The 25,900-nt window shown below is 61.2% G+C and carries 21 protein-coding genes; 8 read left to right on the top strand and 13 right to left on the bottom strand.

Going from position 1 to position 25,900, the window contains the following annotated elements:
* The first annotated feature begins 114 nt into the window (after window positions 1–114).
* From tgtA to ACGYLY_RS01165, 4 genes are all read left to right on the top strand, one after another.
* Window positions 115–1,587, top strand: a complete 1,473-nt coding sequence (gene tgtA / locus ACGYLY_RS01180; protein ID WP_395283706.1) for a tRNA guanosine(15) transglycosylase TgtA — start codon at window positions 115–117, stop codon at window positions 1,585–1,587.
* A 500-nt stretch (window positions 1,588–2,087) separates the two neighbouring features.
* A complete protein-coding gene (locus ACGYLY_RS01175; protein WP_395283705.1) occupies window positions 2,088–2,513 on the top strand; it encodes an SPW repeat protein in 426 nt (141 codons plus the stop codon).
* A gap of 125 nt (window positions 2,514–2,638) precedes the next feature.
* Entirely contained in the window at window positions 2,639–4,390 is a 1,752-nt protein-coding gene (gene arcS, locus ACGYLY_RS01170) for an archaeosine synthase subunit alpha (RefSeq protein WP_395283704.1), read from the top strand.
* Between the two features lie 84 nt (window positions 4,391–4,474).
* Window positions 4,475–5,278 (top strand): GNAT family N-acetyltransferase, encoded by an 804-nt coding sequence (locus ACGYLY_RS01165; RefSeq protein ID WP_395283703.1) that lies wholly within the window; start codon window positions 4,475–4,477, stop codon window positions 5,276–5,278.
* A 188-nt stretch (window positions 5,279–5,466) separates the two neighbouring features.
* Here ACGYLY_RS01165 and ACGYLY_RS01160 read toward each other — a convergent pair whose 3' ends face one another.
* Genes ACGYLY_RS01160 through ACGYLY_RS01150 form a run of 3 tightly spaced genes read right to left on the bottom strand, consistent with a single transcriptional unit; the run spans window position 5,467 to window position 7,185 of the window.
* A complete protein-coding gene (locus tag ACGYLY_RS01160) occupies window positions 5,467–5,631 on the bottom strand; it encodes a hypothetical protein (RefSeq protein WP_395283702.1) in 165 nt (54 codons plus the stop codon).
* 48 nt (window positions 5,632–5,679) lie between these two features.
* The gene (locus ACGYLY_RS01155) at window positions 5,680–6,750 is read right to left on the bottom strand and encodes an archaeosine biosynthesis radical SAM protein RaSEA (protein ID WP_395283701.1); all 1,071 of its coding nucleotides are present in this window, start codon (window positions 6,748–6,750) and stop codon (window positions 5,680–5,682) included.
* Window positions 6,751–6,765: 15 nt separating this feature from the next.
* The gene (locus ACGYLY_RS01150; RefSeq protein WP_395283700.1) at window positions 6,766–7,185 is read right to left on the bottom strand and encodes a VanZ family protein; all 420 of its coding nucleotides are present in this window, start codon (window positions 7,183–7,185) and stop codon (window positions 6,766–6,768) included.
* Window positions 7,186–7,577: 392 nt separating this feature from the next.
* On the opposite strand from ACGYLY_RS01150, the gene ACGYLY_RS01145 reads away from it, so the two are divergent.
* Window positions 7,578–10,028 carry a PQQ-binding-like beta-propeller repeat protein gene (locus ACGYLY_RS01145; RefSeq protein WP_395283699.1) on the top strand — a complete coding sequence of 817 codons (2,451 nt, stop codon included), beginning with the start codon at window positions 7,578–7,580 and terminating at the stop codon, window positions 10,026–10,028.
* Window positions 10,029–10,283: 255 nt separating this feature from the next.
* Window positions 10,284–11,498, top strand: coding sequence for a trans-sulfuration enzyme family protein (locus ACGYLY_RS01140; RefSeq protein WP_395283698.1), 1,215 nt, complete (start codon window positions 10,284–10,286; stop codon window positions 11,496–11,498).
* A gap of 3 nt (window positions 11,499–11,501) precedes the next feature.
* Here the strand turns inward: ACGYLY_RS01140 and ACGYLY_RS01135 are convergent, their stop codons facing one another.
* The 8 genes from ACGYLY_RS01135 to ACGYLY_RS01100 form a co-directional block, all read right to left on the bottom strand.
* A complete protein-coding gene (locus ACGYLY_RS01135) occupies window positions 11,502–11,771 on the bottom strand; it encodes a hypothetical protein (RefSeq protein ID WP_395283697.1) in 270 nt (89 codons plus the stop codon).
* A gap of 69 nt (window positions 11,772–11,840) precedes the next feature.
* Window positions 11,841–12,305: a hypothetical protein gene (locus tag ACGYLY_RS01130; protein WP_395283696.1), complete on the bottom strand. Its 465-nt coding sequence runs from the start codon at window positions 12,303–12,305 to the stop codon at window positions 11,841–11,843.
* Window positions 12,302–12,472: a hypothetical protein gene (locus ACGYLY_RS01125; RefSeq protein WP_395283695.1), complete on the bottom strand. Its 171-nt coding sequence runs from the start codon at window positions 12,470–12,472 to the stop codon at window positions 12,302–12,304. The genes ACGYLY_RS01130 and ACGYLY_RS01125 overlap by 4 nt, the downstream gene beginning before the upstream one ends.
* A gap of 57 nt (window positions 12,473–12,529) precedes the next feature.
* Window positions 12,530–13,495 carry an aldo/keto reductase gene (locus ACGYLY_RS01120; RefSeq protein ID WP_395283694.1) on the bottom strand — a complete coding sequence of 322 codons (966 nt, stop codon included), beginning with the start codon at window positions 13,493–13,495 and terminating at the stop codon, window positions 12,530–12,532.
* 116 nt (window positions 13,496–13,611) lie between these two features.
* Complete coding sequence (locus tag ACGYLY_RS01115) at window positions 13,612–13,878, bottom strand: hypothetical protein (protein WP_231185304.1); 267 nt, start codon at window positions 13,876–13,878, stop codon at window positions 13,612–13,614.
* A gap of 211 nt (window positions 13,879–14,089) precedes the next feature.
* Complete coding sequence (locus tag ACGYLY_RS01110) at window positions 14,090–14,896, bottom strand: ZIP family metal transporter (protein ID WP_395283693.1); 807 nt, start codon at window positions 14,894–14,896, stop codon at window positions 14,090–14,092.
* A gap of 345 nt (window positions 14,897–15,241) precedes the next feature.
* Window positions 15,242–15,499, bottom strand: a complete 258-nt coding sequence (locus ACGYLY_RS01105) for a hypothetical protein (RefSeq protein WP_395283692.1) — start codon at window positions 15,497–15,499, stop codon at window positions 15,242–15,244.
* 345 nt (window positions 15,500–15,844) lie between these two features.
* A complete protein-coding gene (locus tag ACGYLY_RS01100; RefSeq protein WP_395283691.1) occupies window positions 15,845–16,600 on the bottom strand; it encodes a helix-turn-helix transcriptional regulator in 756 nt (251 codons plus the stop codon).
* A 282-nt stretch (window positions 16,601–16,882) separates the two neighbouring features.
* Here ACGYLY_RS01100 and ACGYLY_RS01095 point away from each other — a divergent pair, with 282 nt between their 5' ends.
* The gene (locus ACGYLY_RS01095) at window positions 16,883–21,712 is read left to right on the top strand and encodes a S8 family serine peptidase (protein WP_395283690.1); all 4,830 of its coding nucleotides are present in this window, start codon (window positions 16,883–16,885) and stop codon (window positions 21,710–21,712) included.
* 568 nt (window positions 21,713–22,280) lie between these two features.
* On the opposite strand, the gene ACGYLY_RS01090 is transcribed toward ACGYLY_RS01095, so the two are convergent.
* A complete protein-coding gene (locus tag ACGYLY_RS01090) occupies window positions 22,281–23,060 on the bottom strand; it encodes a lamin tail domain-containing protein (RefSeq protein WP_395283689.1) in 780 nt (259 codons plus the stop codon).
* Between the two features lie 955 nt (window positions 23,061–24,015).
* Between ACGYLY_RS01090 and ACGYLY_RS01085 the strand changes: the two genes are divergently transcribed.
* Entirely contained in the window at window positions 24,016–24,297 is a 282-nt protein-coding gene (locus ACGYLY_RS01085) for a hypothetical protein (protein WP_395283688.1), read from the top strand.
* A 787-nt stretch (window positions 24,298–25,084) separates the two neighbouring features.
* Here ACGYLY_RS01085 and ACGYLY_RS01080 read toward each other — a convergent pair.
* A complete protein-coding gene (locus ACGYLY_RS01080) occupies window positions 25,085–25,765 on the bottom strand; it encodes an IS6 family transposase (RefSeq protein WP_395283687.1) in 681 nt (226 codons plus the stop codon).
* Between the last annotated feature and the right edge of the window lie 135 nt (window positions 25,766–25,900).

Raw genomic sequence — 25,900 nt, 5'->3', positions numbered from 1 at the left:
TGTCGCTCCCCCGAACCGATTCGTCGCCCGCCAGTTCCGTTCGTCCTGTCAGTCCCCTTCCCCCGAAAATCGAGAGCGGAATTCTTACACCGCCACCGTGGCTACGCGGCGGTAATGAAACGAGACAACTTCGAAATTCGCACCCAAGACGGGGCGGGGCGAATCGGGGAACTCACCGTCCCGCGTGCGGGCGTGACGGTCGAGACCCCGGCATTGCTGCCGGTCGTCAACCCGCATATGCTGACTGTCGAACCGTCCCGTCTCGAAAGCGAGTTCGGCGCGGACATCCTCATCACCAACTCCTACATTCTCTACAAGAGCGAGGATTTCCGCGACGAAGCGCTCGAAGTGGGTCTGCACGAACTCCTGGACTTCGACGGGGCCATCATGACCGACTCCGGGTCGTTCCAACTCGCCGAGTACGGGGAAATCACCGTGACGACCGAGGAAATCCTTCGGTTCCAACACGATATCGGGTCGGATATCGGAACGCCCGTGGACATTCCGACGCCGCCGGATGTGGACCGCGAACAGGCCGAGGAGGAACTGGCGACGACGCAAGAACGCCTCGAACTCGCGGAGACGGTCGACGTCGGCGAGATGCTCGTCAACGCGCCGGTGCAGGGTTCGACGTATCCCGATCTCCGTGAGGAGGCGGGCCGCCACGCGGACGGAACGTCGCTCGACGTATTCCCCGTCGGCGCGGTCGTCCCGCTGATGAACGAATACCGCTACGGCGACATGGTGGACGTGGTCGCGGGGGCAAAGCGGGGATTAGGCGCGGACGCGCCGGTCCACCTCTTCGGCGCAGGCCATCCGATGATGTTCGCGTTGGCGGTCGCCATGGGATGTGATCTGTTCGATTCGGCGGCCTACGCGCTCTATGCCCGCGACGGACGCTACCTGACGGTCCGCGGCACGGAGCAGTTGGACGACCTCGATTACTTCCCGTGTTCGTGCCCCATCTGTGCGAATCACACGCCAGAGGAGGTTCGCAACGAGGGCGAACGGGAACGCGAGCGACTGCTGGCGGAACACAACCTCCACGTCACGTTCGAGGAGATACGGACCATCAAGCAGGCGATTCGGACGGGTAACCTGTTCGAACTAGTCGAAAACCGCGCCCGCGCCCATCCCGCGATGCTCGACGGCTATCGCGCGCTCGGCGACCACGCCGCGCAACTCGAACGAACCGATCCGGCTTCGAAGGGGGCCTTCTTCTATCTCTCGGGCGAGAGCGCCGCACGTCCAGAGGTCGTGCGCCACCACCAGCGACTCTCGCGGTTGAACCCCGAGGGGAGAGTCCTCCTTACCGAGGGCAACCCGAGCAGTCGCTACGACGAATCGTGGAACGTCGTCCCCCCGTTCGGTCCGTTCCCCCGTGCGCTTTCGGAGACGTATCCGCTTACGGCGGAAATCCCCGATCGGATGGACGCCGCGGGATACGAATCGGCCGCCCGCGGCGTGGCACGGTTGGTCGACGAAAACCCGGAGACCGATTTCACGCTCGCACACGAAGGATGGCCGGAATCGGCGCTATCCGTGGTCCCCGAGTCGGTTCGGACCGTGGACCTCACGAGCGTCTGAGGTCCGACGGCCGTCGTCATTCACCGCCGATATAAATTCCATTAATTCGAAAGCGAAAGCATTGGGCCGTTTGCACGTCTTGATTCAAGCGCCGGAACGGTATGGTTCCGGCACTGGACGAGACTATCTAACGTGCCACGGACTCGCTGTGGAGGGCGTGTGCCGGATTCGTGGCATTCGTGTCGGCCCATCCGAGCCGATAGCGGCGTCAACTCACCCGGCTCGACGGCCACACGATTGTTCTCTCGAAGGGAGATCGTTTGTGCCTTTGTCAGCGTCGTTGCTTGAAATGGAATTTCGACGGTAAGTGGATCGTCCCATCGTGTGCGACGATACCGATGTTTCTCAGTTAGGATTATTCCGTCGAAAATAGGGTTTCTGAACGTTGTATCGGGTGGTTATGACTCGTAAAAGCGGCCTGCTATGGAAACCAAAATTCCCCTTCAGCGCAAGCCTCTAGCTATCGATACCGGGGCGATCCCGGTGTGAGGTGACTACAAATGAGTTCGAACACTCAATCGGCGCCCTCTCGATGGGCATCAGGAGCGAACGTACTGCTCGGGTTGTGGCTGTTCTTTATCCCGACGTTCGTTTGGTCGGCCAACGGATGGGCATTCTGGAACGACATCATCGTCGGGGCAGCCATCACCATCCTCGGAACGTTCAGCGCGTACAACGCGATGAACGGCGGGTCGACACAACAGGGAAGCAGCGGACTCAACACGCTACTCGGGTTGTGGATGATCGTCTCCGCGTTCATCTGGGGTTCGACCGCGTTGTTGTTCTGGAACGACATCGTCGTCGGCGTCATCGTCGCGATACTCGCCGGGTACGCGGCGTTCTCGGCGTCCAGCGGCGAAGCCGCCAGCGGAGAAACCTCCAGCGCCGAAAGGACGACCAACAACCCGACGCCGGACGATCGATAAGCACCCTTTTCGCCGACCCGACGGCCATCCGCGTTTTTGAAACCCACGTCCGATAGATTCTACGCAACACCTCCAACTCACGGAGTTACGCAAGATAGTTCAAGCCGCTTCCCCGAAGAACGGGTATGACCGATTATTTCGAGATTCACGGCCGCGATGGGGCGGCCCGAATCGGGGAACTTCGCCTCTCTACGTCGGTGACGACGCCCGCGCTGGCGGACGAGGTGATTTCCGACGGCGGAAGCCTCTGGTTCAAATCGCGAGAGTTGCCGGAGGGGGACGAGTCGAAACTGACCGTTCTCCCGCATCGAGCGTTCCCGAGCGGCACCGACGACGAAGTGATGAAGTCGTTCGCCGTGGACTATCCGGACGTCGAGTATCCGAGCGCCGCCGTCATCGCGCCCGAGACGGCCGAAGACTACGGGGCTGACGCGTACATCCTCTCGGGTGCGCGCGGCGTCGTCGGCCACGGGGCCGGATTCAAGGACGCCATCATCGACACCCGCGAGGCGATACCCGCCGACAGCGCGCTCATGCTGTCGGGCGTCGCCACGCCGGAAAACGTCGCCACGCTCGCGTACGCCGGAGTGGACCTCGTGGACTCCGATTTGGCCGTCGTCAAAGGAACCCAAGGGAAGTACCTGACGACGGAGGGTCAGCACTATTTGGACGATTTACACGAACTGCCGTGTTCCTGTCCCGCCTGCCAGCGCTCGGTGGACGAGTTCACGCGCGAACACTGCGTCGAACACAACGTGGACGCGCTTCGGGCCGAACTCGGAATCGTCCGCGAGCGAATTCGTGCGGGACGCCTCCGCGATTACATCGAAGGGCAGGCCCGCCACGAGCAGTGGCTCACGGCCGCATTCCGGGAGTTCGATCAGCAATGGAGCTACGTCGAAGAGCGAACGCCCGTCATTCGGAACGCGGAACTCGCCGCAGCGACGGAGGACAGCCTCCGCCGGGTGGAGATTCAGCGCTTCGCCGACCGGGTGACGACGCGCTATCGGAATCGATTCGACCGTCCGCTCGTACTCCTGCCGTGTTCCGCGAAGAAACCGTACAGCGAGTCACAGAGCCACGGCCAGTATCACGACGCCATCCAGTTCAAGGCGCACAAGGTGTCGATGACGAGTCCCATCGGCGTCGTCCCGCAGGAACTCGAACTGACCTACCCCGCACAGCACTACGACTCCGTGGTCACGGGACGCTGGAGCGAGGACGAAAAGGAGTTCGTCGCGGAAGTCCTCCGGCGGTATCTGGAGCGAAACGAATACCCGAGAATCATCGCCCACGTTCCCGAGGAAGGCTACCACGACGTGTGCGAGCGAGTCGAGGACGCCCTCGATGTGACGTTCGAGTACACCGTGGAGGACCACCCGACGACGACGGAATCCCTCGGCAATCTCGCCAGCACGCTGACGGGCGAGTCGAAGTACGGCAAGCGTGACCGCCAGCACAACACCGTTCGGGCTATGGCGGACTATCAGTTCGGCGACGGCGCGGGGGATGCGCTCTTCTCCGAACTCAACATCCAGAGTCGCTATCCGAAACTGCGGGTGCACGACGACGACGGCGAACAACTCGCCGCGATGGTTCCCCAGTACGGCACCCTCTCGTTCACGCTCGCGGGTGCCCGCCACTGGATCGAAAGCGACGCGCCGGTCAAGCGGGTCGAAATAGACGCGTTCGCGCCGCACGGGAGCGTTCTCGCGCCGGGAGTGGTGGACGCGGACGGCGACATCCGTCCCGGCGACGAAGTCGTCATCGAAGGCCCGAAGGCGTTCGCCATCGGCCGCGCCGAGATGAGCGGCCCGGAGATGGTCGAATCCACTCGCGGCATCGCTACCGAGGTTCGGCACGTCGAAGAAAAATAAATTTATTCGCTTTCGAGTTTATAATCCGAAGCGGGCTTTTTTAGGCGATAAATAATAAATCCCCTCGGAGTGGTATCCATTCCTATGGGAGTGCCCGCCGATCTCGAGTTCGAAGACGCGATTCAGGAACGTATCTACCACCACGTCGAACGAAATGGTTCTGCCACCGTCGAAGAGGTCCGCGACGAGGTGCGAATCGACTCCCCGTCCGGGTCGAAACCGGCCCGCTCGGGAACGACGGAGCCACAGGTGCGGATTCCGCCGGAGGAGTTCCACGAATCCGTCGCCGCGCTCGTCGATTCGGGACATCTGGTGCAGAACGAGGGGGAACTACACCTCGCGCTCGACGACGAAGTCGAGACGTACGAGGAGTCGGACCTCTCGTACTCCATCCGGCAGGCCCACCAGTTCGACTGGACGGGCATCGAGACGGCGATTCACGAGGTCGCCGACGAAGGGGCGTCGATTTCCGCACAGCGCGTCGCCGCCGACATCGGGAACGAGGGAGCGCTCCTGCGACACAACGACCGACGCTCGCGGCTGTTTTACGTCGCGACGGTGGACGGCGGCGAGAACGACGACGAAATCGCCGGGTGGGTCCACGTGGACGCGCCGGAACTCGACCAACTGCGCCACACCGCCGAACTGACGGTCGGCGTTCGCGGTCCCTTCCGCGAACACGGCATCGGCGGCCGACTGCTGGAGCGCGCGATGAACTGGGCGCGAGAATCGGGCTACAACAAGGTCTACCAGAGCCTCCCCGCAACCAACGAAACCGCCATCGAATTGCTGGAAGAGTACGGTTGGGAAACCGAGGCCGTCCGCGCGGACCACTACCTCGTCGGCGACGAATTCGTGGACGAGGTCATGATGGCACGAAAGCTCTGAATCGCGACGGCGAGAAGCATCTACACGTCGTCGTCCCGAACATTCGCAGTCTACCGGGAAATGAACCGTCCGTTCGTCGGCCGTACCCTATCTTCGTCGCCGAGAAACGAGTCGCCATCCGACCGAAGCCAACACCCCGACCACGAAAAGCAGGACGAGCGGCCACATGATGACCGGTCCGGCGTACATCAGCGCCGTACCTCGGTCGGCGAGTCCGTGGCTATCCACTGTGCCGTCCGCTCCGGATGGCGGATCTCCACCCAGCCGTTCGAACAAAACACCGTCTCGTAGGTACCTCCACCCTTCGTCATTCCTTCGGGCTCCCGCCCGTCCCCCCGGACGATGATTGGCATGGAGCGTACTTTGTTATCCACGCCGTAGCCCCGGTAAGTTCGTCCTGACTACCGTGCCAGCGGAAGGCTATAGCTCGTTTCCCGCTCCACGACCACCTCCCACGTGCGCTCACACTCACAGGAGACTTCGGAGAAGACGGAGGGGTCTTGGCGCAGGTCGAAATCCTTGATGGCCTTCTGGACGAGGTCGTCGCACTCGCCGCAGTTGTGCGCGCCACGGTCGCTACCGTGTCCAACGGGGTCGGAAACGACGATTGCCGGCGCGTCGGCGGTGTCCTCCAGTACCTCACAGACGCTCCAGAGCCACGGCGGACGGTAGCCGTTGCGGAAGTGGAGTTCGTCGATCATCGTGTAGCGTTGAACGTTGGTCGGGTTCATCGAGACGGTGTGGGCGTACTCGGCACATTTCCGGATGGACTCCTTCATGTCCTGTACGGCCTCCGCCTCCGAGAGGAATATCGGCTTCATCAGCAGATACGCCTTGATGCCCGCGCCGACGGATTCTGCGTTCTCGCTGGCCTGAATGAACTCCTCGAAGTCGAAGTACTTGTTCACGCAGTCGTGACGCACGCGGTCGTTGGCCGTCTCCAGCCCGATTGCCACGTCGGTTTCGAGGCCGACGCCGCGGAAGTCCCGCAGTTTCTCCGCCGTGACGAAATCCGGCAGGCTCTCCACGACGATTCGGTCGCGGTCGGCGAACGTCTCCGCGATGGCCCGTCGCGTTTCCGCGCCGACCTCGCGCTCGTCCAGGAACGACCCGGAGGTGTAGATTTTGATGAGGCCGCTTTTCTCGTCGGCACCTTCGCGTTCGTGTTCGAGACAGACCTCGATCTGGTCCATCAGGGCGTCGTGGCCGACGCTCCCGCCTTCGACGGACTCCGCGACGTAACCGCACATCGTACAGCCACCGGCGCGCGCCCAGCGACAGCCGCCGGTGTTGAGGATGATGGTGAGGCTCTGGTAGACGCCGTCGGGCGTGTTGTCCTCGTCCAACCACACCCGGGTCGGTTCGTGTGGGTCGTAGTGTTTCTCCTTTTTCGCGCGAATGTCGCGCATCACGGAGTTGTGGGCGTCCATCCCCTTGCCCCGCTCGTAGCTCTCGGGCGTCGGCGTACTCATTGTCGAAGAAAACGGTTACGAGCGTAAATCGGCTTCGTCTCGGCGGGCGAGGAGCCACCACCCGACCGCACCCACCGCCGCGCCGACAGCGTCCGCGCCGACGTCCAGCGCCGACGTGTGACGGAGCGGCACCGCCAACTGGGCGAACTCCATGGCGATGCCGAACACGACCGCGCCGGCTACCGCGAAGAGCAGTACGCGGCCGTACCGGCCACCGCGACGATTTCCGGATGCCGCGATGGCGATGGAGACGGCCAAAACGGCGTACCCCAGCGCGTGATACCACTTGTCCCGGCCAAAGAGGGCGAGCGGCCCCAACCGTTCGACGCCGACGTCGGGCGACGCGAACACCGAGAAGTAGCAGATAACGGCCGCCACGAGGACGACGACGAACCACCGTCGTCGCGTGGTCGCTTCGGCACGAACGGAGGTCATTCGTTCGACGGTTGGGTGGAAACCGGTTAAAGCGCGATGATTTCCGTCCGGAGTTCGGAGGGGTCCGACGGGGGGAACGGGTTAGTCCACTCGTGGTAGGGCGGGTAACTAATAATAAATTATCTGATATTTAACCAGTTATCGGCAACGCATTTGACATCATATTTCTTATATAATGTTCGCTCTAGAGACACCGATCCTGAATAGAGGTCGATTGTGTCGGTGATAGCTCGATTGTCACCCGAAGCCCGATAGTACAGTTATCAAACAGTACTATCCGCGTCAAATCCGCACATAATGTCCAAAATCTAACGTGTGAAATGGAGTGAAACCAACGAAAAAGCAATTATAAACCCGATAGCAAATATGGCGCTCTCGAATGAATAATCCGCATGTCCAAGGAGACAAGACGTACCTTCCTGAAGACGGTCGGCCTCGCGGCCGGTATCGCCGGTGTCTCGGGAGCGACCGCCTCCGACACTCCGAAAATGGGTATCGATCGAGTTCCCCGAGTCGGGGACGCCGAGACCAGCCTTTCGACGGAGCTGCCTGCGTCGGACTGGGCGACGTTCCAGTTCGACGCCCGGAACTCCGGCTACAACCCGGATGCACGCGATGTAGAGGGAACGCCGTGGATAGAGTGGAGCGAATCGCTAGCCGACGAACTGGCGAACGAGATTTCGACCCCGACCATCGTCGACGGAGTCGCGTATGTAGCGTCGGAGTACGGTCAGGCCGCCGCCTTCGACCTCGAAAGTCGAGAGTTCCTGTGGAAACGCGAGTACACGGACGGGTCCACCTACATCGACGAGGCACCGACTGTCACCGACGGAACGATGTACATCAGCCACGAATGGCGGGTGTTCGCGCTGGATACGGAAACCGGAGCGTCGCTGTGGACGTTCGAGAACCCCGAGACCGGTTCGCCCGCGAACGGCTGTGACGCGCCGCAACTCGGCGCATCCTCGACGACCGTGAAGGAGGGATCCGCTTTCGTGAAGATGCGAATCGGAACGCAAGCCTACGGGTTCGCCCTCTCGGCCGACACCGGGGACCTCCAGTGGAGCGTCGAGCTGTCCGGTGGGGACATCGAGTACTCCACCAACTACGGCGGTCAAATGGACACGGCGGACCACGTTCCGGCGGTCGTCGACGGTGTCGTCTACTTCGCGGAAGGAGGTACCGTCTACGCCTTCGATGCGGCTGACGGGGCGGGATTGTGGGAAACACCGGTACACGTCGGAGACGACGTGTACGGCCCGGAACCGAACGCACCGGCGGTCGTCGATGGCACCGTCTACGTCACCGTGAACTACCGCGATGATGGCGGTAGCAATCCCGAACGACGGACGTTCACGACCGCCCTCTCCGCCGACGGCGGGGAGATACGGTGGCAACGCGAACTCGCGGGTGACATCCATCTCACGTCACCGGTGGTCGCCGACGGAACGGTTTACGTTGGCGAGACCCAAGCGGTCTGGGCGCTCGATGCGGACGACGGAACCGTCCGATGGAAGGGCAGCGAGACGGACGAGTTCCGGTACACCACCGTCGCCGAACTATCGGTGGCCGAGTCCACCGTCTACTATCCGCGCGAAGTCGACGACGAGGACTCACAGGAGATAGCGGCGTTCGACACCGACGATGGCTCCTTGAAGTGGCAGGTCCCGCTGCGCGCGTCCGTGAACGCACCGTCGGGATGCGCGCTCGTCGGAGAGACGGTGTACGTCGTGGACGATATCGGTGTCCTGTACACTATCGGCGGACCGACGGAGGCGACCAACTGGCGACGTGCCCTCGACTTCGAGCGGAGCGAGTCGTTCAGAACGGCCAGCGCCGACGACACGTCCGTTTACGCCGCCACGAACGCAACGCTCCGAGCCTTCGATCGGGAAGAGGGGACCGAACGGTGGAGCGTCTCGCTGGGCGAGAACGAGAACGACACGTTTCGATTCGTCTGGACGACGGTGGTGGACGGAACGGTCTACTGTTCGCTCGGCGGGGACGGCGGCGGCAGCTACAACTTCGTCTACGCTATCGACGCCGCGACGGGGACGACGCTGTGGCACGAAAAGGCCCCGGACGGAACCGGGAACCCCGTCGTCGTGGACGATGCCGTCTACGTCGGTACCGAGAGTTCCTTCTACGGCAGTGCGTACGTGACCGCATACGACTCGGACGACGGGTCGGTGCGTTGGCGTTCGGAATTCGATTCCGACGACCCCTCGATATCGGTCGAGATGACCGATTCCGTGGCCGTACGAGACGGGACGGTGTACGCTGCGACCACCGAAGGGACGTACGCCCTCGAAACGACGGACGGGAGCGAAACGTGGACAGACGACCGGGACGCGACGGCGGTGGTCGCCGACGGCGACACGGTGTTCGTTTCGACCGACGAACCCTCCTCGACCGTCGGGAAGCGCATCGTTGCGCTCGATCCGGCGGACGGGAGTGAGATGTGGACATCCAACACCGGCGGAAATTCCCTGACGCTCGCCGACGATATGGTGTACGTCATCGCGGGGGAGGTCAGCGATGCGAAGGAACTGTTCGCGCTGAACGCCGACGACGGAAGCGAGCAGTGGACGTTCGATACGAAATACGCCTATCCGACGTACGGCTACGACTACGAGGCGACGCTGACCGACCCAACCGTCGAGGACGGGGTCGTCTACATCGCGAGCGATGACCGCCGGGTGTACGCACTCGATGCGGACGACGGCGATACGCTCCAGCGATTCGAACTGTTCGGAAATTCGCGGGACACGCCCGCGGTCCACGACGGTATCGTTTACGCCGTGGACGAAAACCGCGTCTACTCGTTCGACTACGAGGAGTAGCGACCGACGACACGGTTTCGACTCGGTTCGACCACCCGTCGGGATTCGTCGATGTCCCGAATCGCTTTTCGTCCGCGCGCGAGCGAAATTCGCCCGGAGATACCCCGATTCCCCGATGAGTTTAGCCCGAACACGTCCGTAAGATACCAACACTATGTTTCACAATAATTCACAGGGAACCGCGATTCTCGCGGCGCATGGCGACGTCTGCCGCATCGAAAGCTTCTAAGTCTGGTTCTCGAACGGGATGATGGTATGACCGACGAGTCCGGTGACTCCCCGAAATTCGAAACGATGGCGGTGACGCACGCGGAACAACCGCCGCACCACGAGCGAGCAGGTGACGTAACGATGCCAATCCACCTCGCATCGACCTACGAGGCTGGCGGGATCGACCCGGACGTCGGGTTGGAGGATTTGGACCCCGACGAGAACCAGTATCTCTACTCGCGACTCGCGAATCCGACCCGCCACGCGCTCGAAAAGCGCCTTGCAGCCCTCGAAGGCGGCGAGTATGGCATGGCCTTCGCCTCGGGTACGTCCGCAATCGTGGCCACGATCACGGCGTCCGTCAGCCCCGGCGACCACGTCGTCGCGTTCGACGACCTCTACGGCGGGACGAAGACGATGCTCAAGGAACTCTTCGGCGATCGTCTCGACGTGGCCGTCAATTTCGTGGACGCCCGCGACACCGACGCCGTCTCTGACGCCGTGTGCGACGAGACGGCGCTCATCTGGATGGAGACGCCGACGAATCCCCTTCTCCGACTCTGTGACATCGAAGCCATCGCCTCCGTCGCCGAATCGGTCGATGCGACCCTCGGCGTGGACAACACCTTCCTCTCGCCGTACTTCCAGCACCCGCTCGAACTCGGCGCCGACGTCGTCGTCCACAGCACGACGAAGTACCTGAACGGCCACAGCGACTCCATCGGCGGTGCCGTCGTCACCGACGACGCCGGCCTCGCCGACGAAATCGGCTTCCTCCAACAGGTGGGCATGGGCAACATGCTCGCACCGTTCGACGCTTTCCTGACCCTCCGTGGACTGAAGACGCTCCCCCTCCGCATGCGCCAGCACGAGTCCAACGCCGCCGAAATCGCGGCGTATCTGGACGAACACGACGCGGTCTCGACCGTCTACTATCCCGGCCTCGAATCCCACCCGCAGTACGACCTCGCCCAGCGCCAGATGGACGGCGCGGGCGGCGTCCTCTCGTTCGAACTCGACGGCGACTTGCCCGAGGTGGAACGCTTCGTGGCCGAACTGGACGAGTTCCCGCTGGCCGTCAGCCTCGGCGGCGTGGAGTCGCTCATCGAACACCCGGCGAGCATGACCCACGCACCGCTGACGCCCGAGGAGCGCGCCGAAATCGGCATCTCGGACTCGTTGCTTCGCGTCTCGGTCGGCGTCGAACACCCGAAGGACCTCATCGAGGATTTGGAATCGGCGTTCGACGCGCTCGAATAGGGGCTACAGGAACCAGTACGCGGCCATTCCCGCGGCGAACGAAACGGCGGCGAGGGCGAAAACCGCGATGGTTTGCGACGTGGACGCCGGTTCGTCGGCGGAGAAGTGGCGGGAGTCGCGGAACTGCATGATTCCGATAGCGACGAGAGCCGCTCCGCCGATCGAGCCGAGGGCGGCGTAGAGGGTGATGCTACTGGCACTGAGGAAGCAAGAGAAGACGGTCCCCAAGCCGATGAGGATGGATCCGATACCTCGCTTCTGGTGTCGTTCCATGGGTGGGTGTCTATTATCCAACTGTTTAACCGTTTGGCCGATACGAAACGACCATCTCGCCGAACGATTTTACGTCCGTTTCTCACCGAATGCCCCGGCGACGACGCCCGCCAACAGGAGACAGACGACCGTTCCGGCGAGTACCGGCGTCGCTCCATCGGCGACGAGCAGTCGGCCGAGTTCCGCGGGCGCGCGGTCGAGGCCGACGAACAGGGCGGCGGCACCGCCGAGGAGCGCGAGCGAAACTCCTGTCGTGAGGAGGCCGTGAAGGCCGCCGCGGGTCGAATCCCCTCCGGCGTACCGTCCCGTGACGTAGCTGCCGAGCGGGAATGCGAGCGTACTCAGGAGTGCCGACCCGTTCAAGAGGGTATCGAACACGCCGACGAAGACGAGGAGGGCGGGAACGAGATGCGCGCCGAGCGCCACGACCAGTCCGACAGCGATCGCCCCGCCGTCGATGCCGGACCGGGCGGACTGTCGGCCCTTCGCGCAGCGGACGCGGGCGAGCGGTGCGTCGGTGTCGTCGTCGCTCATGGCTCACGACGGCCGTTGCGACCGTAACGGCCGGGGCGGTCGGTACGGTCGTTGCGGTTGTTGCGGTTGTTGCGGTTAGTACGGCCGGTGCGGTTCCCGTGGGTCTCGACGGGGACGCGGCGCTCACTGGCGATGGCACACGGAACCGACGGCGAACTCCCGGTCATATCGTTGAATCGTTCGCAATCGGTCAAAAACGCTTGGTCCGACGTTCGGCCGACGACTTATACCGATTTTGCGTTCGTCAGTCGCTCGAACTGGTCGTCGGACAGGGACACGTCGGTCGCAGCGAGGTTCTCCTCCAACTGCTCGACGGTACGCGCGCCGATGATGGGCGCGGTCACGGCGTCGTGTTTCAGCAACCACGCGAGGCTGACCTCCGCGGGCGTCGCCCCGATTTCGTCGGCGACGGCCTCGACGACTTCCAGTACGTCGAAGTTCTCCTCGGTGAGGTAGCTGTCGCGGAACTGTTGGTCGGTCGCACCGCGGGTTCCCGCCGCCGGTTCCTCGTCTCGCGAGTACTTACCGGTCAGGAAGCCGCCGCCCAACGGCGACCACGGGACGATACCGATGTCGTAGTCCTCGCACATGGGGATGTAGTTCGATTCGATTTCGCGGTTGACGAGGTTGTATCGGGGCTGTGCGAGGCGGAACGGTTCGTACCCCATCTCGTTCGCCTTGGCGACCTTCCACGCGTTGGGTTCGAGCGTCGAGGTTCCGAGGTAGTTTACCTTGCCGTCGCGGACGAAGCCGTCCAGCGTACGCATGAACTCGTCGGCGGGCGTGTCGTCGTCCCATCGGTGGATGTAGAGGAGGTCCACGTAGTCCGTCCCGAGTCGATCGAGGATGAGGTCGATCTGTCGGCGCAGGTGTTTTCGGGAGAGGCCGCGGCCGTTAGGGTCGTCCTTCCGCGTCGGCCAGTAGATCTTGGACGCGATGACGAAGTCCTCCCGATCGCGGTCGGCGAGCCAGTTGCCGATGTATCTCTCGCTCTCGCCGTCGCCGTACATGTCCGCGGTGTCGATGAAGTTGCCACCCGCGTCGGCGTAGGCGTCGAGGAGTTCGTGTGCGCGGTCCTCGCCGATTTCGACCTCCCCCTCGTCGTTTTCGCGGCCGAATCGCCACGTTCCGAACGCGATTTCGCTCACTTTCGTGCCGGTGTTGCCCAACGAGACGGTTTCGAGTCCCATGTCCGGACGTATTCGTGGGCGACGGTTAAATCGAGCGAAGAAGGTGTGACGGAAGTGTGACGGAGGCGTGGTGCGGTGGAGGGCGGCCGAGCGGAGACGTGGGCGATTCCTCTGACTTATTCCTGACCGTAGGCGTGTCCGACGAAGAGCGCGATGATGTTGCAGCCAAGCAAAGCGAGAAAGAGGGTGCTCTCGGCGTCAGAGAGACCGTTCAGGAAGAGAAGCGGATAGAAGAATGGGCAGACGACGGCCGACCAGAAGCCAACGAATTGGATCGGCGTCGTCAGCGAGTGCTCGTTGAATCTCGCGTGCAATGCGATCCGTTTCCGGCGGTTGACGGCGGCCGATTCACCGTCGTTCTCGTAGATGGTTGTTCCCGGCATCGTAGCACACCCGTGCCCGGCTAAATCATTGCCGAGGGATATCTTATAATGGAACGAGCGTTGGTGTGAATTCACACCGTTTACGGTCGATGAACAGACCTGTCTATTCGGATATGCCGGTCACAAATCGTCCCATTCGATTTAAAATCGTTTCTGAGGTGGTGAACTGATCGGGAGTTCAAAGCGACGGGATGATGTGCACTAACTCCGTTCAGATGAACGCTAGCGGCAACATCAGCAGTACGCCGATGGTGAGACCCGAGAGGAGTTCCCGGTAGCCATCGCCTGGGAGGTTTTTACCGACTTCGAGCGCTTCGGGGATGAACTCCGAGAGGACGAGATAGATCATCGCCCCGGCGGCGAATCCGAACCCCATCGGCAGGAACCCGCGGGCGCTTCGCACGAAGTAGAAGGCGATGACGGCACCGATGGGTTGCGGGAGACTGGAGAAGATGGACCACCAGACCATTCGCCACTTGCTCACGCCCATCGCATGGAGCGGAATCGATATCGCTACGCCTTCCGGAATGTTGTGAATTGAGATGGCGAGCGTCATGAATATCGCCAGGAGCGGAACGACGAACCCGGCGAACTGATAGCCGCCCTGAAAACCGAGGTCGGCGAACGAGACGCCGATGGCGACGCCTTCCGGGAAACTGTGGACCGTGAGGACGCCGAGGATGAGGACGAGTTTCTTGAAATCCGCCTGTTCGTACTTCTTCGGGTTCACGTCCGCGCCGGAGATGACGTAATCGCTGACGACGACGAGGGCGACGCCCACCAATATCCCGATGACGACGCCCGACAAACTGCCGCCATTCGTGCTCGAAAGTCCCTCGGAAATCAGGCCGAAAACGGACGCAGACACCATGATTCCGGATGCGAGGCCCCAGAGCGCTACGTTCCAGCGGTCGTTTACGTCCGTGACGAGGAAGAAGGGGAGCGCACCGACACCCGTCGCGAGCGCCGTAATCAACCCCGCGACGAACACCAACACGAGATTAGCGAGAAGATTCATGGTCGATATTGGGATTCGAAGGGGATAATAGTTATCAATTTAGTTACTATTTTTGGTGAGCCTAAAACGGATTGGACGGGATTGGGAACTGTAGTTTGTGGAATGGGAAAATATGTTCTATGAATCCGGTTCGTCGCCGGGACACGTGCGACAGCACGCGCACGATGTGAAGAGAAAACGGCGACGAGCGAACCGACTACGAACGGACCGAAAGCGGCTACGAGCCCGGTTTTTAATCGTCGAGTAGAAGGGGAGACGGGGTGCAGGTGAGGATTTCGTCCCCATGCAATCCCGTTGGCGCGGTCAGCGCGTCGTTCAGGGCAGCGACGCGCTCGGGACGGGTGCTCAGTCGCGCTTGTAGCCGTGACCGACGACCATCGCGACGAGGTTGAGGACGAAGAGTAGGGCCAACACGTCAGCGGAGTCCGTAATGGAACCACCGTAGAGGAAGGGAAGGTATCCCAGCGGGAGGGTGACGGCGGCCCAGAAACCGATGAACTGAACCGGCGCTAGAAGCTTTTTACCGGCGGTTTCGACGGCGTGCCGGGCGGGGAACTCGAAATCCGATGCACCTTCCTTCTGTATCGTTGGAGGACTCGACATGATTTCTTTGGGATGTATCTCATCCTATGACTGGAGGGGTCATATAACGAGCCGAGAGTAAAGTGTAATTCACGACGTTTTATTTCGACCATGTCGATTCACACACTTTTCATAAAGCTCTGAAAAGCCCTTAGACGTTTCATAAAGGGTTCTCAGACGGTTTCTCTAATTCAAATTATACTACCAGATAAGTTATATATTCTCTGAACTCGGAGGGGAAATTTTGTAGTCGGAGGAATACGACTCCGACCAAATGATATCATTCTGACCATAGGTCGCTGCGGATATTCCGACATCTCGGGAGCTTTCGTGGACAGGAACGAAGACGGGGGACGGTCCGGGGCGCTATCGGTTCAAATCCGGTATCGTCTCCACCCGCTGACTTTCGGTCCGATACGTCTCGTACGTGGTCTCGGCCCACTCTACCAGATCGTGACTCTCACCGTCCAGACAGGCCCGAAGGTTTCCGAGTTCGTCGAACACCGACAGCAACACGCGTTCATCGTCGAGAATCAGTACCCCGAACGGGAGGCCGTCGGGAACGCGAAAGAGGCCGAAGTTGTCTATCGAACTCGACGGCCGTCCCTCGTTTGACTGCCTCGTCGCCGATTGGAGGCAGGTTTCCGAGGCGAGGAGTTCCACCTGCGTTCCGTTCGCGAGTAGTTCCCGACCGGCGTCCGCGAACAACGGACTGAGGATGGGAGTCATTCCTCGGAGGTGATCGGTCGATGCCGTCGTGAGAACGTCGATGAGATACGTTATCGTTCGATAGGGGTCGTTTTTCGTCGCGGAAACCATCCTCGCCTGTCTGGTGGCGTGTATCGGAAAGGTCTCGTTCGACGCCCCGAGGTACGTGAGGAACTCCTCGTACTCCTCGACCCACTCTATCGTGTGAATCAACTCCTCGTACGCGTCCAAGACGAGTTCACCGGCCTCGGTCAATCGGTACGCGCCGTCGACGCGTCGCGCCCATCCGTAGTCGGTGAACGTCCGGAGGCTTCGATGGACGGTCGAACGTGACATCGAGAGACGCTCTCCGAGCGTTCCCACCGTTTCCTCCGCCTCGCTCCGGAGGGCCTTCAGGAGGCGAATACGGTTCATCGAACTGGTGAGAAATCCTGCGTATTCGTGTGGTTTCATCCGTCTCCGGTAAAGGTCCCGTTCGTCCGTTTTACGGGAGGACGGGCCGAACGTTGGTTTTCATCCGATGCGAATCGTTGCATAGCGTGGGATGTCGTGTCGTCCACTGCGGGTCGTGTCGCTTGCCGAGTTAAATTCATGACCCAGGACATTTATTCAGTACGTAGCTATATATGAATTATGCGAATAATCCATAACGTGTTGCGCAGAAAACAAAAGATACTGGCACTCGCCCTCGTTTGGGTGGTAACGATTTCATGTAGTGCGCCGTTCGTCGGTGCCGCTACAACCGTACAGAACCAGAACAACGCGGTCCTCGACACGCAGGGTCAACTCGGCTCCGTGGGAACGTCGGTTTCCCCCGCCGCCGCGCCGATCGACCCCGCGCTGACGAAAGCGGACGGGACCGTAACGGTCGTCGTGAGGTTGGACGAAGCGAACCCCTCCGTGACCGCCGACCGCGCCGCGACGATAGAGACGCTGCAGACTCACGCGGAGCGAAGTCAGCGTCCCGTTCTCTCGTACGCGAAGAAACATACGAAGAGCGTGAGGGTTCTCAACCGTTTGTGGATCACCAACGCCGTCGTCCTCCGTGTCGACAAGGCCGACGTCGACCTGAAGGAGATAGCCAAAATAGACGGCGTGAAACGGTTGCACGAGAACTTCGAACTCTCCCTTCCGAAACCGGTCGACTCCAACAGAAACGACACGCCGGTCGGCATGTACGGGGGGAAAACGGACTCCGTCGGGACGACCGACTACAACACGACCTACGGTCTCGATCAGATCAACGCGACGGACGTGTGGGATTCCTACAACACGAAAGGGTCCGGTGTCAAAGTCGCGGTACTGGACACCGGCGTGGACGTCGACCATCCGGATATCGACCTCTACACCGAAAACGAGAGCGATCCGACCTATCCCGGCGGGTGGGCCGAGTTCGACGGCGAAGGGAACCAAGTTCCGGGTAGCACCCCCCACGACACGGACACACACGGAACACACACGAGCGGAACCGTGTCCGGCGGGAACGCCAGCGGCGAGTACATCGGCGTCGCACCGGACGTCAGCCTGATGCACGGCCTCGTCCTGTCCAGCGGCGGCGGTTCGTTCGCACAGGTCGCCGGCGGAATGCAGTGGGCGGTCGAACAGGACGCCGACGTCATCAGCATGAGCCTCGGTGCGACCGGCTACTACACCGACATGGTCGAACCCGTCCGGAACGCCGAATCGGCGGGAACCATCGTGGTCGCCGCCGCCGGAAACAGCGGCGAAGGAACGAGCGGTTCGCCCGGCAACGTGTACGAATCGTTCGCCATCGGCGCGTCGAACGAGGACCGAGGCATCGCCTCCTTCTCAAGCGGCGAGGAGATAGACACCGAGAACGATTGGGGAAGCGACGCACCCGCTTCGTGGCCGGATTCCTACGTCGTTCCCGACGTTTCGGCCCCCGGCGTGGACGTGAAGAGCTCCGTCCCCGGCGGCGGCTACTCGCAGTACTCCGGCACCTCGATGGCCACGCCGCACACCGCCGGTGCGGTCGCACTGTTGCTCTCCGCATCCGGCGACCTTCAACCGTCGCAGATCCGCGCCGCGTTCCGCGAGACGGCGGAAAAACCGGGGAACTGCTCCCCGAGTTGCACGCCGCGTGACGGAAACGATACCCGATACGGTTCGGGTATCATCGACGTGAAGGCGGCGACCGATACGGTCGCGCTCGAAAACGGAATCACCGGCACCGTCACCGACGGGAGCGGGTCGCCGATAGACGGCGCGACCGTCTCGCTCGGCAACGGACACGCGACCGAAACCAACGCGACCGGCAGCTACACGCTGCTCGAAGAACCCGGGACGTACGACGTCACGGCGAACGCGTTCGGCTACGAAGCCAACACCGCGACTGTGGACGTCGAAAACGGGACGTTCACGCAGCAGGACTTCTCGTTGTCGCCGGCGCTCGGCGTACGCATCCTCGACGGCCAACCCGACGCGGTCGAAGGGGGAGATTCCGTCTCCGTGAGCGCCGACGTGCGGAATCTGGACACCTACACCGTCGAACTCGCCGGCGACTACGACACGGGGAACGCGACGTTGTTCGTCAACGGCGAGCAACGCGCGTTCGGCGAGGCCATCGACATGGGTGGCTACTCCGGTGAACTCAACGTGACGGTCGAAACGACATCGGGAACGCACGGGTCGTTCTCGCTCGCCCACACCTTCGAGGGACCGGGCGACACCGTGGAGACGACGACCGGTTCGACGCAGGTCTTCGAGGAGTACACCACCATCGCCGTGGTCGACTCCGACGAGGGCTACGGCGACCAGACCGCGTCTGCTCTCGACGCGTCGCTTCCCGGCAACTACCAAGTGACCGTCGTGCAGGACGAGAACGCCATGGACGCCGTCGGGGAGTACGACTCGTTCGTCATGCAGGACCTCGACCCCTCCCAACTCGACGTGCAGGGATTCATCGACGCGACGAACGATCCGAGTACGGGCGTCGTCTGGCTCGAACAGTGGGGTGACGCGAGCGACACCGTCACGTCACGCTCCGACGCCGTCGGCGACCCGGCGGACACGGCGGACGAAGGGTTCGGGGCCGGAAACCCGTACTTCACCGTCACGAACTTCAGCCCCATCTTCGAAGGTGTCGGGTCGGTCGGCGACAACGTCACCATCCACACCGGTAGTTGGAGCGACCACGCGTGGTACGACGACTACAGCGGGCAAACCGTCGCGACGGTCGGCGACGACGACGGCACCAAAGGGTCCGCCATCGGCGTCGACCGACAGTCCGGAACCGTACTCGCGTCGTCCCTCGGTCGAACGTCCTACGTCCAGAACGAGGACTACACCGAGGAGGCGGACACGATACTGGCGAACGCCGTCCAGTACGTGAGTACCGCCCCGGCGGTCGTCGTCAAATCCGGACAGCCGCGACACGTGAACCTCGGCGAGGAGGTTCAGGTGAACCTGTCCGTGAACCAACTCCGCGACGTGCAGGTCGATTTGAGCGAGAACTCCACGCTCTCGGAGGACGAACTCTCGCTCTACATCGACGGTCGGGGACCGATACCGTTCGGCCTTCCAATCCTCGAACGACCACCGGTAACGTCCGACGACTACACCATCTCCGTCGTTCCGGACGAGGACGCAGTCGGGTCCTTCTCGCTCGAAACGACGGCGACGGCGGGTCCCGACGCGGAACGGGTCACGGTTCGAACCGGCCCGACGGCCGTCTACGACGCGCCGATAAACGTCCCCGAAGATGTGGCGTCGATTCAGGAAGCGATAGACCTCGCGCCGCCGGGCGCGGAAATCGTCGTCGGCGACGGCACGTTCACGGAGCAAGTGGACGTGAACACGCCGAACCTCACCATCCGCAGCGCCGACGGTGCCTCGCCGGTCATCGCGGCACCCGAGAACGCCACCGGAAGCGTCGTCAACGTCTCCGCACCCGACGAGACCATCGACGGCGTCACGGTCGATGCGGACGGACGGGCGAGCGGAATCACGATCGACGGCGCGGACGGCGCGACCGTCAGCGGCGTCACGGTCCGTAACGCGACCACCGGAATCGCGGTGGACGCCGGAAACGGTGCGGTCCTCGACGGGAACACCGTTCGAGATTCGTCGGTCGGTATCGCCGCGAACGCACCCGGTGCGTCCGTCACCGACAACACGGTCGAAGATGCGGCGACCGGACTTCGATTCGGAAACGGAAACGACGCGGCCAGCGCGACCGACGTGCGGGGCAACGACGTCGCCGCCGAAACGGGCGTTCTGATCGACGGCGCGGACGCCGAGTCCGTGTCGCTTCGGTTCAACGACCTCGAAGGGACGGACGTTGCGGTCGAATCGACGGCGGACGAAACGTTCGACGCGCGACTGAATTACTACGGCGACCGCGGTCCGGCGAACACGACGTTCAGCGGGGACGTCGTCCACGAACCGTTCCTGACCGCACCGCCCGAGGACGTCGATACCGACGCGCCGACGCAAATCGGTATCGACCTCGACATGCCCGCGACCGCGGGTGACGGACAGGCGACGTACTACACCGTGGGCGTTCCCGGCCCGACGGACCAGACTGTCGGCGATATCATGGGTTCGTTCGACGGAACGGTCTACGGCTACGACGCCGACGCGGGTCAGTGGGAGCAGTTGACCGCCGATTCGTCGGTCGACGCGCTCGACGTGCTGTTGGTCGCGACGACGAGCGACGCTCGCGCCATGCTGACCTTCGCGCACACGCAGGGACCGCCGTCTCCACCGGGACAGGCGTCCCTCGTCGAAGGCTGGAACTTCGTGGCGGCACCGCAGTACGCGGGTGCCGACGACGCGTTCGGCGTCTCCTCCGGGAACCCGACGCTCGTGCAGGAGTACGCGACGCAACCGACGAGCCAACCCGGTCCACGGAGCGAACTGAGCGGGACGTACGAACTCGGCAGTTCCGAACCCGGCCCGAACGTGAGCGCGTTCACCGGCTACTACGTCTACTCGGAATCGTCCGGCACGCTCCCGACGTACCTCACGAGCGACCCGACGATGGCGGAACTGTACGACGGACTGAACATCGCGACCGACGACCGCGGATTGCCGGAGAGTGACGCCTCGGTGACGACGATGAAGACGGTGTCGCCGGCGGACGTCTCGGTCGATGCGAACGGAAAGTCCGTGGAACCGCTTCCGACGCTTCCGTCGACCTTCTACGGAACCGTCACCGTGGACGGCGAACCGGCCGACGCCGGAACGACCGTCACGGTCAAAGTCGGCGGCGAAAAGCGCGGTACGTTCACGGTCGGCGAGGACGGCACCCTCGGGACCGCGAGCGGAACGGCCGAGAAACTCGTCGTCGCCGGAACGAAGGACGACGCGGGCGCGCCCGTGACGTTCTCCGTGGACGGCACTACCGCGGCGACCGATTCGAAGGTCACGTGGAAACCGGGACAGGTCGAATCGGTACATCTCACCGTCAAGTCGGGCAAGACCCTGCGAACGAGCGACGATTCGGAGGACTCGTCCGACGAGAAGAAGGAGGCGAACGACTCGCTCGAACTCCTGACCGCCTGATCACCGCCGTCGGTGATTTTCACGGCGAACAGGACGATGGGCGCGGCTACTTTTTCGCGGATGGAAACCTCCCGAGTCGAAAACGAGGAGCGGAAAGCAACGAGAGACGAACGGGGGTGGATTCGAACCACCGGGGCCACGGTGTGGCCGCCATCGACGTGAAATCATGACTGGCGCGCCGATGGTGCTCGTACCGACGAGCGACCCGTTCTCGCCCCGGAAAACCCCCCGGGGGGACCTCGAACCATCGTGTCGCCGAGAGATCGTCCGTACGTGGCTGTGACGGACCGAGGCGGCGATGGTTGCCGGCCGTATGCGAACGACGCGACAGGAAGACCGTTTCGGGACGACGTTCGCAAGAGAGCCCACGTCCGGACCGCGTATTGTTATGCGGTCCCTGAAAGCGGAAAAAGGGAGACGGAAGCGACTCGGTGTCACCCCTACAGTCGCACGAACGTGAGTATCCGCCTCGAAATCGAGAATTCAAAAGCCGAATTGAATGGAAAATAGCGGCGGCCGGACCGCCCGAACACACGGAACTCGGTATCGGAAAAATCGGTGGCCGTTCTCAACAGTCGTCGTCGCTCGACTCGTCGGCTCCCGAGTCCGACTCGGAACTGCTCGACATCTGCCCGCTCTCGTCGTCCGACCCACCGGAACCGTCATCGGTGGTTTCGTCCGACTCGTCGCCGCCGGACCCGTCAGTACCGTCGTCAGACGTGGTTTCCTCGCTGGTGGTCGTCGTCTCACCGTCGTCCGTCGAGGTGGTTTTCTCTTCTGTTGTCGTCTCCTCTTCCGTCGTTGTCGTCTCGTCCTCGGACGTCGTGGTTTCCTCTTCGGTGGTCGTCTCTTCCTCGGACGTCGTCTCGTCGCCCGCACCGTCGCCGCCACTGCTACCACTGTCACCGCCGCCCCCACTGCCGAACAGGTCGTCTTCGCTGTTGGCCACTTCGTTGCCGTCGGAATCGAGGAGCGCGATGACATCGTTACCGTCGGTGTCGATGACCTTCTCGTCGAACGGGTCTTCGACGACGACGGCGTCGTCCGGGGTCTCCCCCGCACCGGATGCGATCTTTATCGTATCCCGCGCTTGGATGCTCGTTCCGCTCGGAATCGTTCCTTCCTCGCCCGACCCGTCGGTCCCATACTCGAAGTCGACGGTCCAACCGGAGAGGTCGACTTCCGCGGCGGTCATGTTAACGAACACGACATATTCGCCCGTCGAAGATACCTCCAGCACTTGAAACTCCGGGGTGTCGCTTTCCTGCCCGAACGCCTGCGGTGCGCCCACCCCGATGGCGAGCGTTGCTCCGATACCGGTGAGAACTTTTCTCCGAGTGTGCTCCATGATACATCCAGTACAACACAAAATGTAGTCTTAAAATGTGTTGGCGGAATGGATTCATGTTCGTAATAATACCTAATAAATACGTAATTGGCAGTATTATTTAGTAGCACGAGGGAAACTCGTTCGAGTCATCGACAATCACAGTCCGAACTCGCTATACGCAGTGATGTGACGGTAGGACCTCTCTTCGGAAGAACACTTCTATGTGACCGGTTGTCATAGTCATCACGGCGATGACTGGTATCGTATCCGGTCATTAGGGAGAAAACCCACTATCCGATACATTCTGTGAATGGAAATATAATACATCAATCTTACTTTCAGATAGGATCGAAAACCCGGATTCGTTTTTCAATAGTTCCGAAATAGGGACGGTTTCACGGGTTGTCCGGAGTGCCGGCCGGGGATGATACTCCCCCGTCCCCAAAATGTCAGCATCAGATGACGAAAGCATGCCTGGGAAGGGCACGGAACACGAAGTTACGAATTCCGCTTTAATAGTATAAGTCAGCACCCGATTTCGGCCTCGACCCGTCATCGGTCATCCTCCGAGTAGTACGCGCCACCGTTTGGAAAGTGATCCGGACGCTCGGGACAGCCGTATCGGTAACCCATTTCGAGGCTCTCGGGGGTGCGGTGCAGCGAGCCCAGCAGGTCGAACAGCAGAACTCGTTCTTGCGTTCAACTGACCGCGCGTGCGAGGTGAGGCCGGGTAGTCGAGAACGCTCATTCATCGTCGCGACAGCCGCTTCGTGTGTCGTCGACGGGCAAGAACTCGGGAATCCCAGAACGGGGGTGACAACGGGAACTGTCTTCCCGGTGGACCCACATAATCACGGTGAATTCCATCCGTATTCGCACGAGCGAAGGCAACGAGTGGCGCTATGGCGCTCGAGAAATCGCCCTGATTAGGCGGCCAAGCTATACCGGCCGGGACCGTAGCACTAGGCTGGGAATGACCTTCGCGACGATCGATCTCGAGATCGGAAAAGAGGACGCACACGAGGTTATCAGTGAATCGGTGGACGGACTTCGAGCGAAATCGGTGAACGGCTCGATCGAATATCGAAACACTGGCGGAATGTTACTTGCGATCCTCTCAAACGCCGATGGGAGAAACGGAGTGAACGCAACACTCCGGTACCAGACCTCCGTGATCGCTCCGTTTCTCGCCCATGGTCGAGTGAAGGCACGAGAGATCAGAACAGCGGTTGAGGACTACCGTATACCCAATTAGCACTGAAGCGCATATTTTTGCACACCTCGCCTGGAAACCTAGTTTCATCGGGTAACTGAAACAGTAGTCAGATATAAAGAGCGTCGTGAACCGTCCGATCAGTTCAATCGAAGCAGTGACGAGTTATTCGCGATCGACTCGATTTGCACACGGAACTCGCGATAGATGTGTGCAATTTCGCGGATTCGTTTCTCGTCTTCTACAACCCCAAGGGGGGTGTGGGGATGCGATAGGGGAACCACCTCATAATAAGTGGAGTAGGCCAACCCCGGTACCTTTGTCTCGACCTGTGTACAGTTCGTGGTGCTGATCTACCTAATTATGGTTTGGCTCTGTCCCGTGTCGGGACCAAAGCTGCCATCCCGAGCCAAGCACAATAAGCGAGAAGCAAATAAGAGCAATAACTGCCCAGATATCTCCTTTGCCGATGGTGATTCTATACGCCTGTATAACCGCCGCGATACTGATTGAGACGATGATAAATAGCAGTCGGCGCTGAGATTCGCCGGACATTCTTACTCTAACACTACTACTGATATACACATATATCTACCTCAGTAAAACAATATACACACGCTCTCAGTTCAGCATGAATCCAATTTTCTGCCGCCTGATCTCATAAGCAGTAATAGACCCACCTCGGGTATCCTTGAGCCGATCACTGTACATTTCGTGGTACATATTTAGCGTATCAACTGCCGTTGATTTGGATGATCGAATTCGGCTGCTCCGAACAACCGGAGGAAAAGTAGTCTGCGTTCTGGGAGTTCGGTGCGTTTGGCACTGTCTAGTTTAGCACCTCCTCGACAGGCGTTCGGTTGCCGAGCGATTGATGTGGTCGTTGATGGTTATAGTAATGTACAAACTGTTCAAGCCACTGCTGGACGCTCGGCCGACTGCTCACCCACGACGTATGAAAGCGGTCGATTCGCTGCTTGAGCGTGTGAAACCATTTTTCGATGAGGTTTCGCTCGGTGTAGTCGAGCCGACCGCTCAATCCAATTCGAAAGAGGGCAGTCCGATAGCCGTAGCCATCAACGAGAAACACCGCGTCTGAGAGATCGTGTTTCTCGGCCAATTCAGCGAGAAACGCAGCCGCTTGATCGGTCCCATGCCGATCAAACACTTCGATACCGAGCAGCAGTTTTGTTTCGGTGTCTATTGCGGCGTACACCCAAGACCACTCGCCGTTGATTTTGACAGCGGTTTCGTCCACCGCGACCCGCGTCGGCGATGCCGACGGCGGGTCGGAAATGCTGTCAGCCAGCCGATGTACCCATTGAAAAATCGCTTGATTCGACCGTTTTACGCCGAGGAGCGCGAGAATCCCTTTTGTTTCCCTGAGTGAACAACCCGTCGCGTGGAGCCGGACGGCGAACGCCCTGATGGGCGTCGCCGTCCGCTCGCGCTCCCAACATTCAAGCCTAGCCGTGTCTAAACTCTTTTTGAGCAGGTTTGAGAGTAGCATGAATCACTAGCTCTTCAACCTGCTCGTCCTTATCTAGACAGTGCCACACAACCAGAAATTAATAAAATCAATTATTGAGTATGTCTGCATATATTGATCTTTCCGTCACGTAGCGACTTTATATATCTTCTAATA

The sequence above is a fragment of the Haladaptatus sp. CMAA 1909 genome (assembly GCF_043952005.1).
Taxonomy (GTDB): domain Archaea; phylum Halobacteriota; class Halobacteria; order Halobacteriales; family Haladaptataceae; genus Haladaptatus.
Note: the sequence above shows the minus strand (reverse complement) of the source record. Positions and strands in the feature narration are given on the sequence as shown.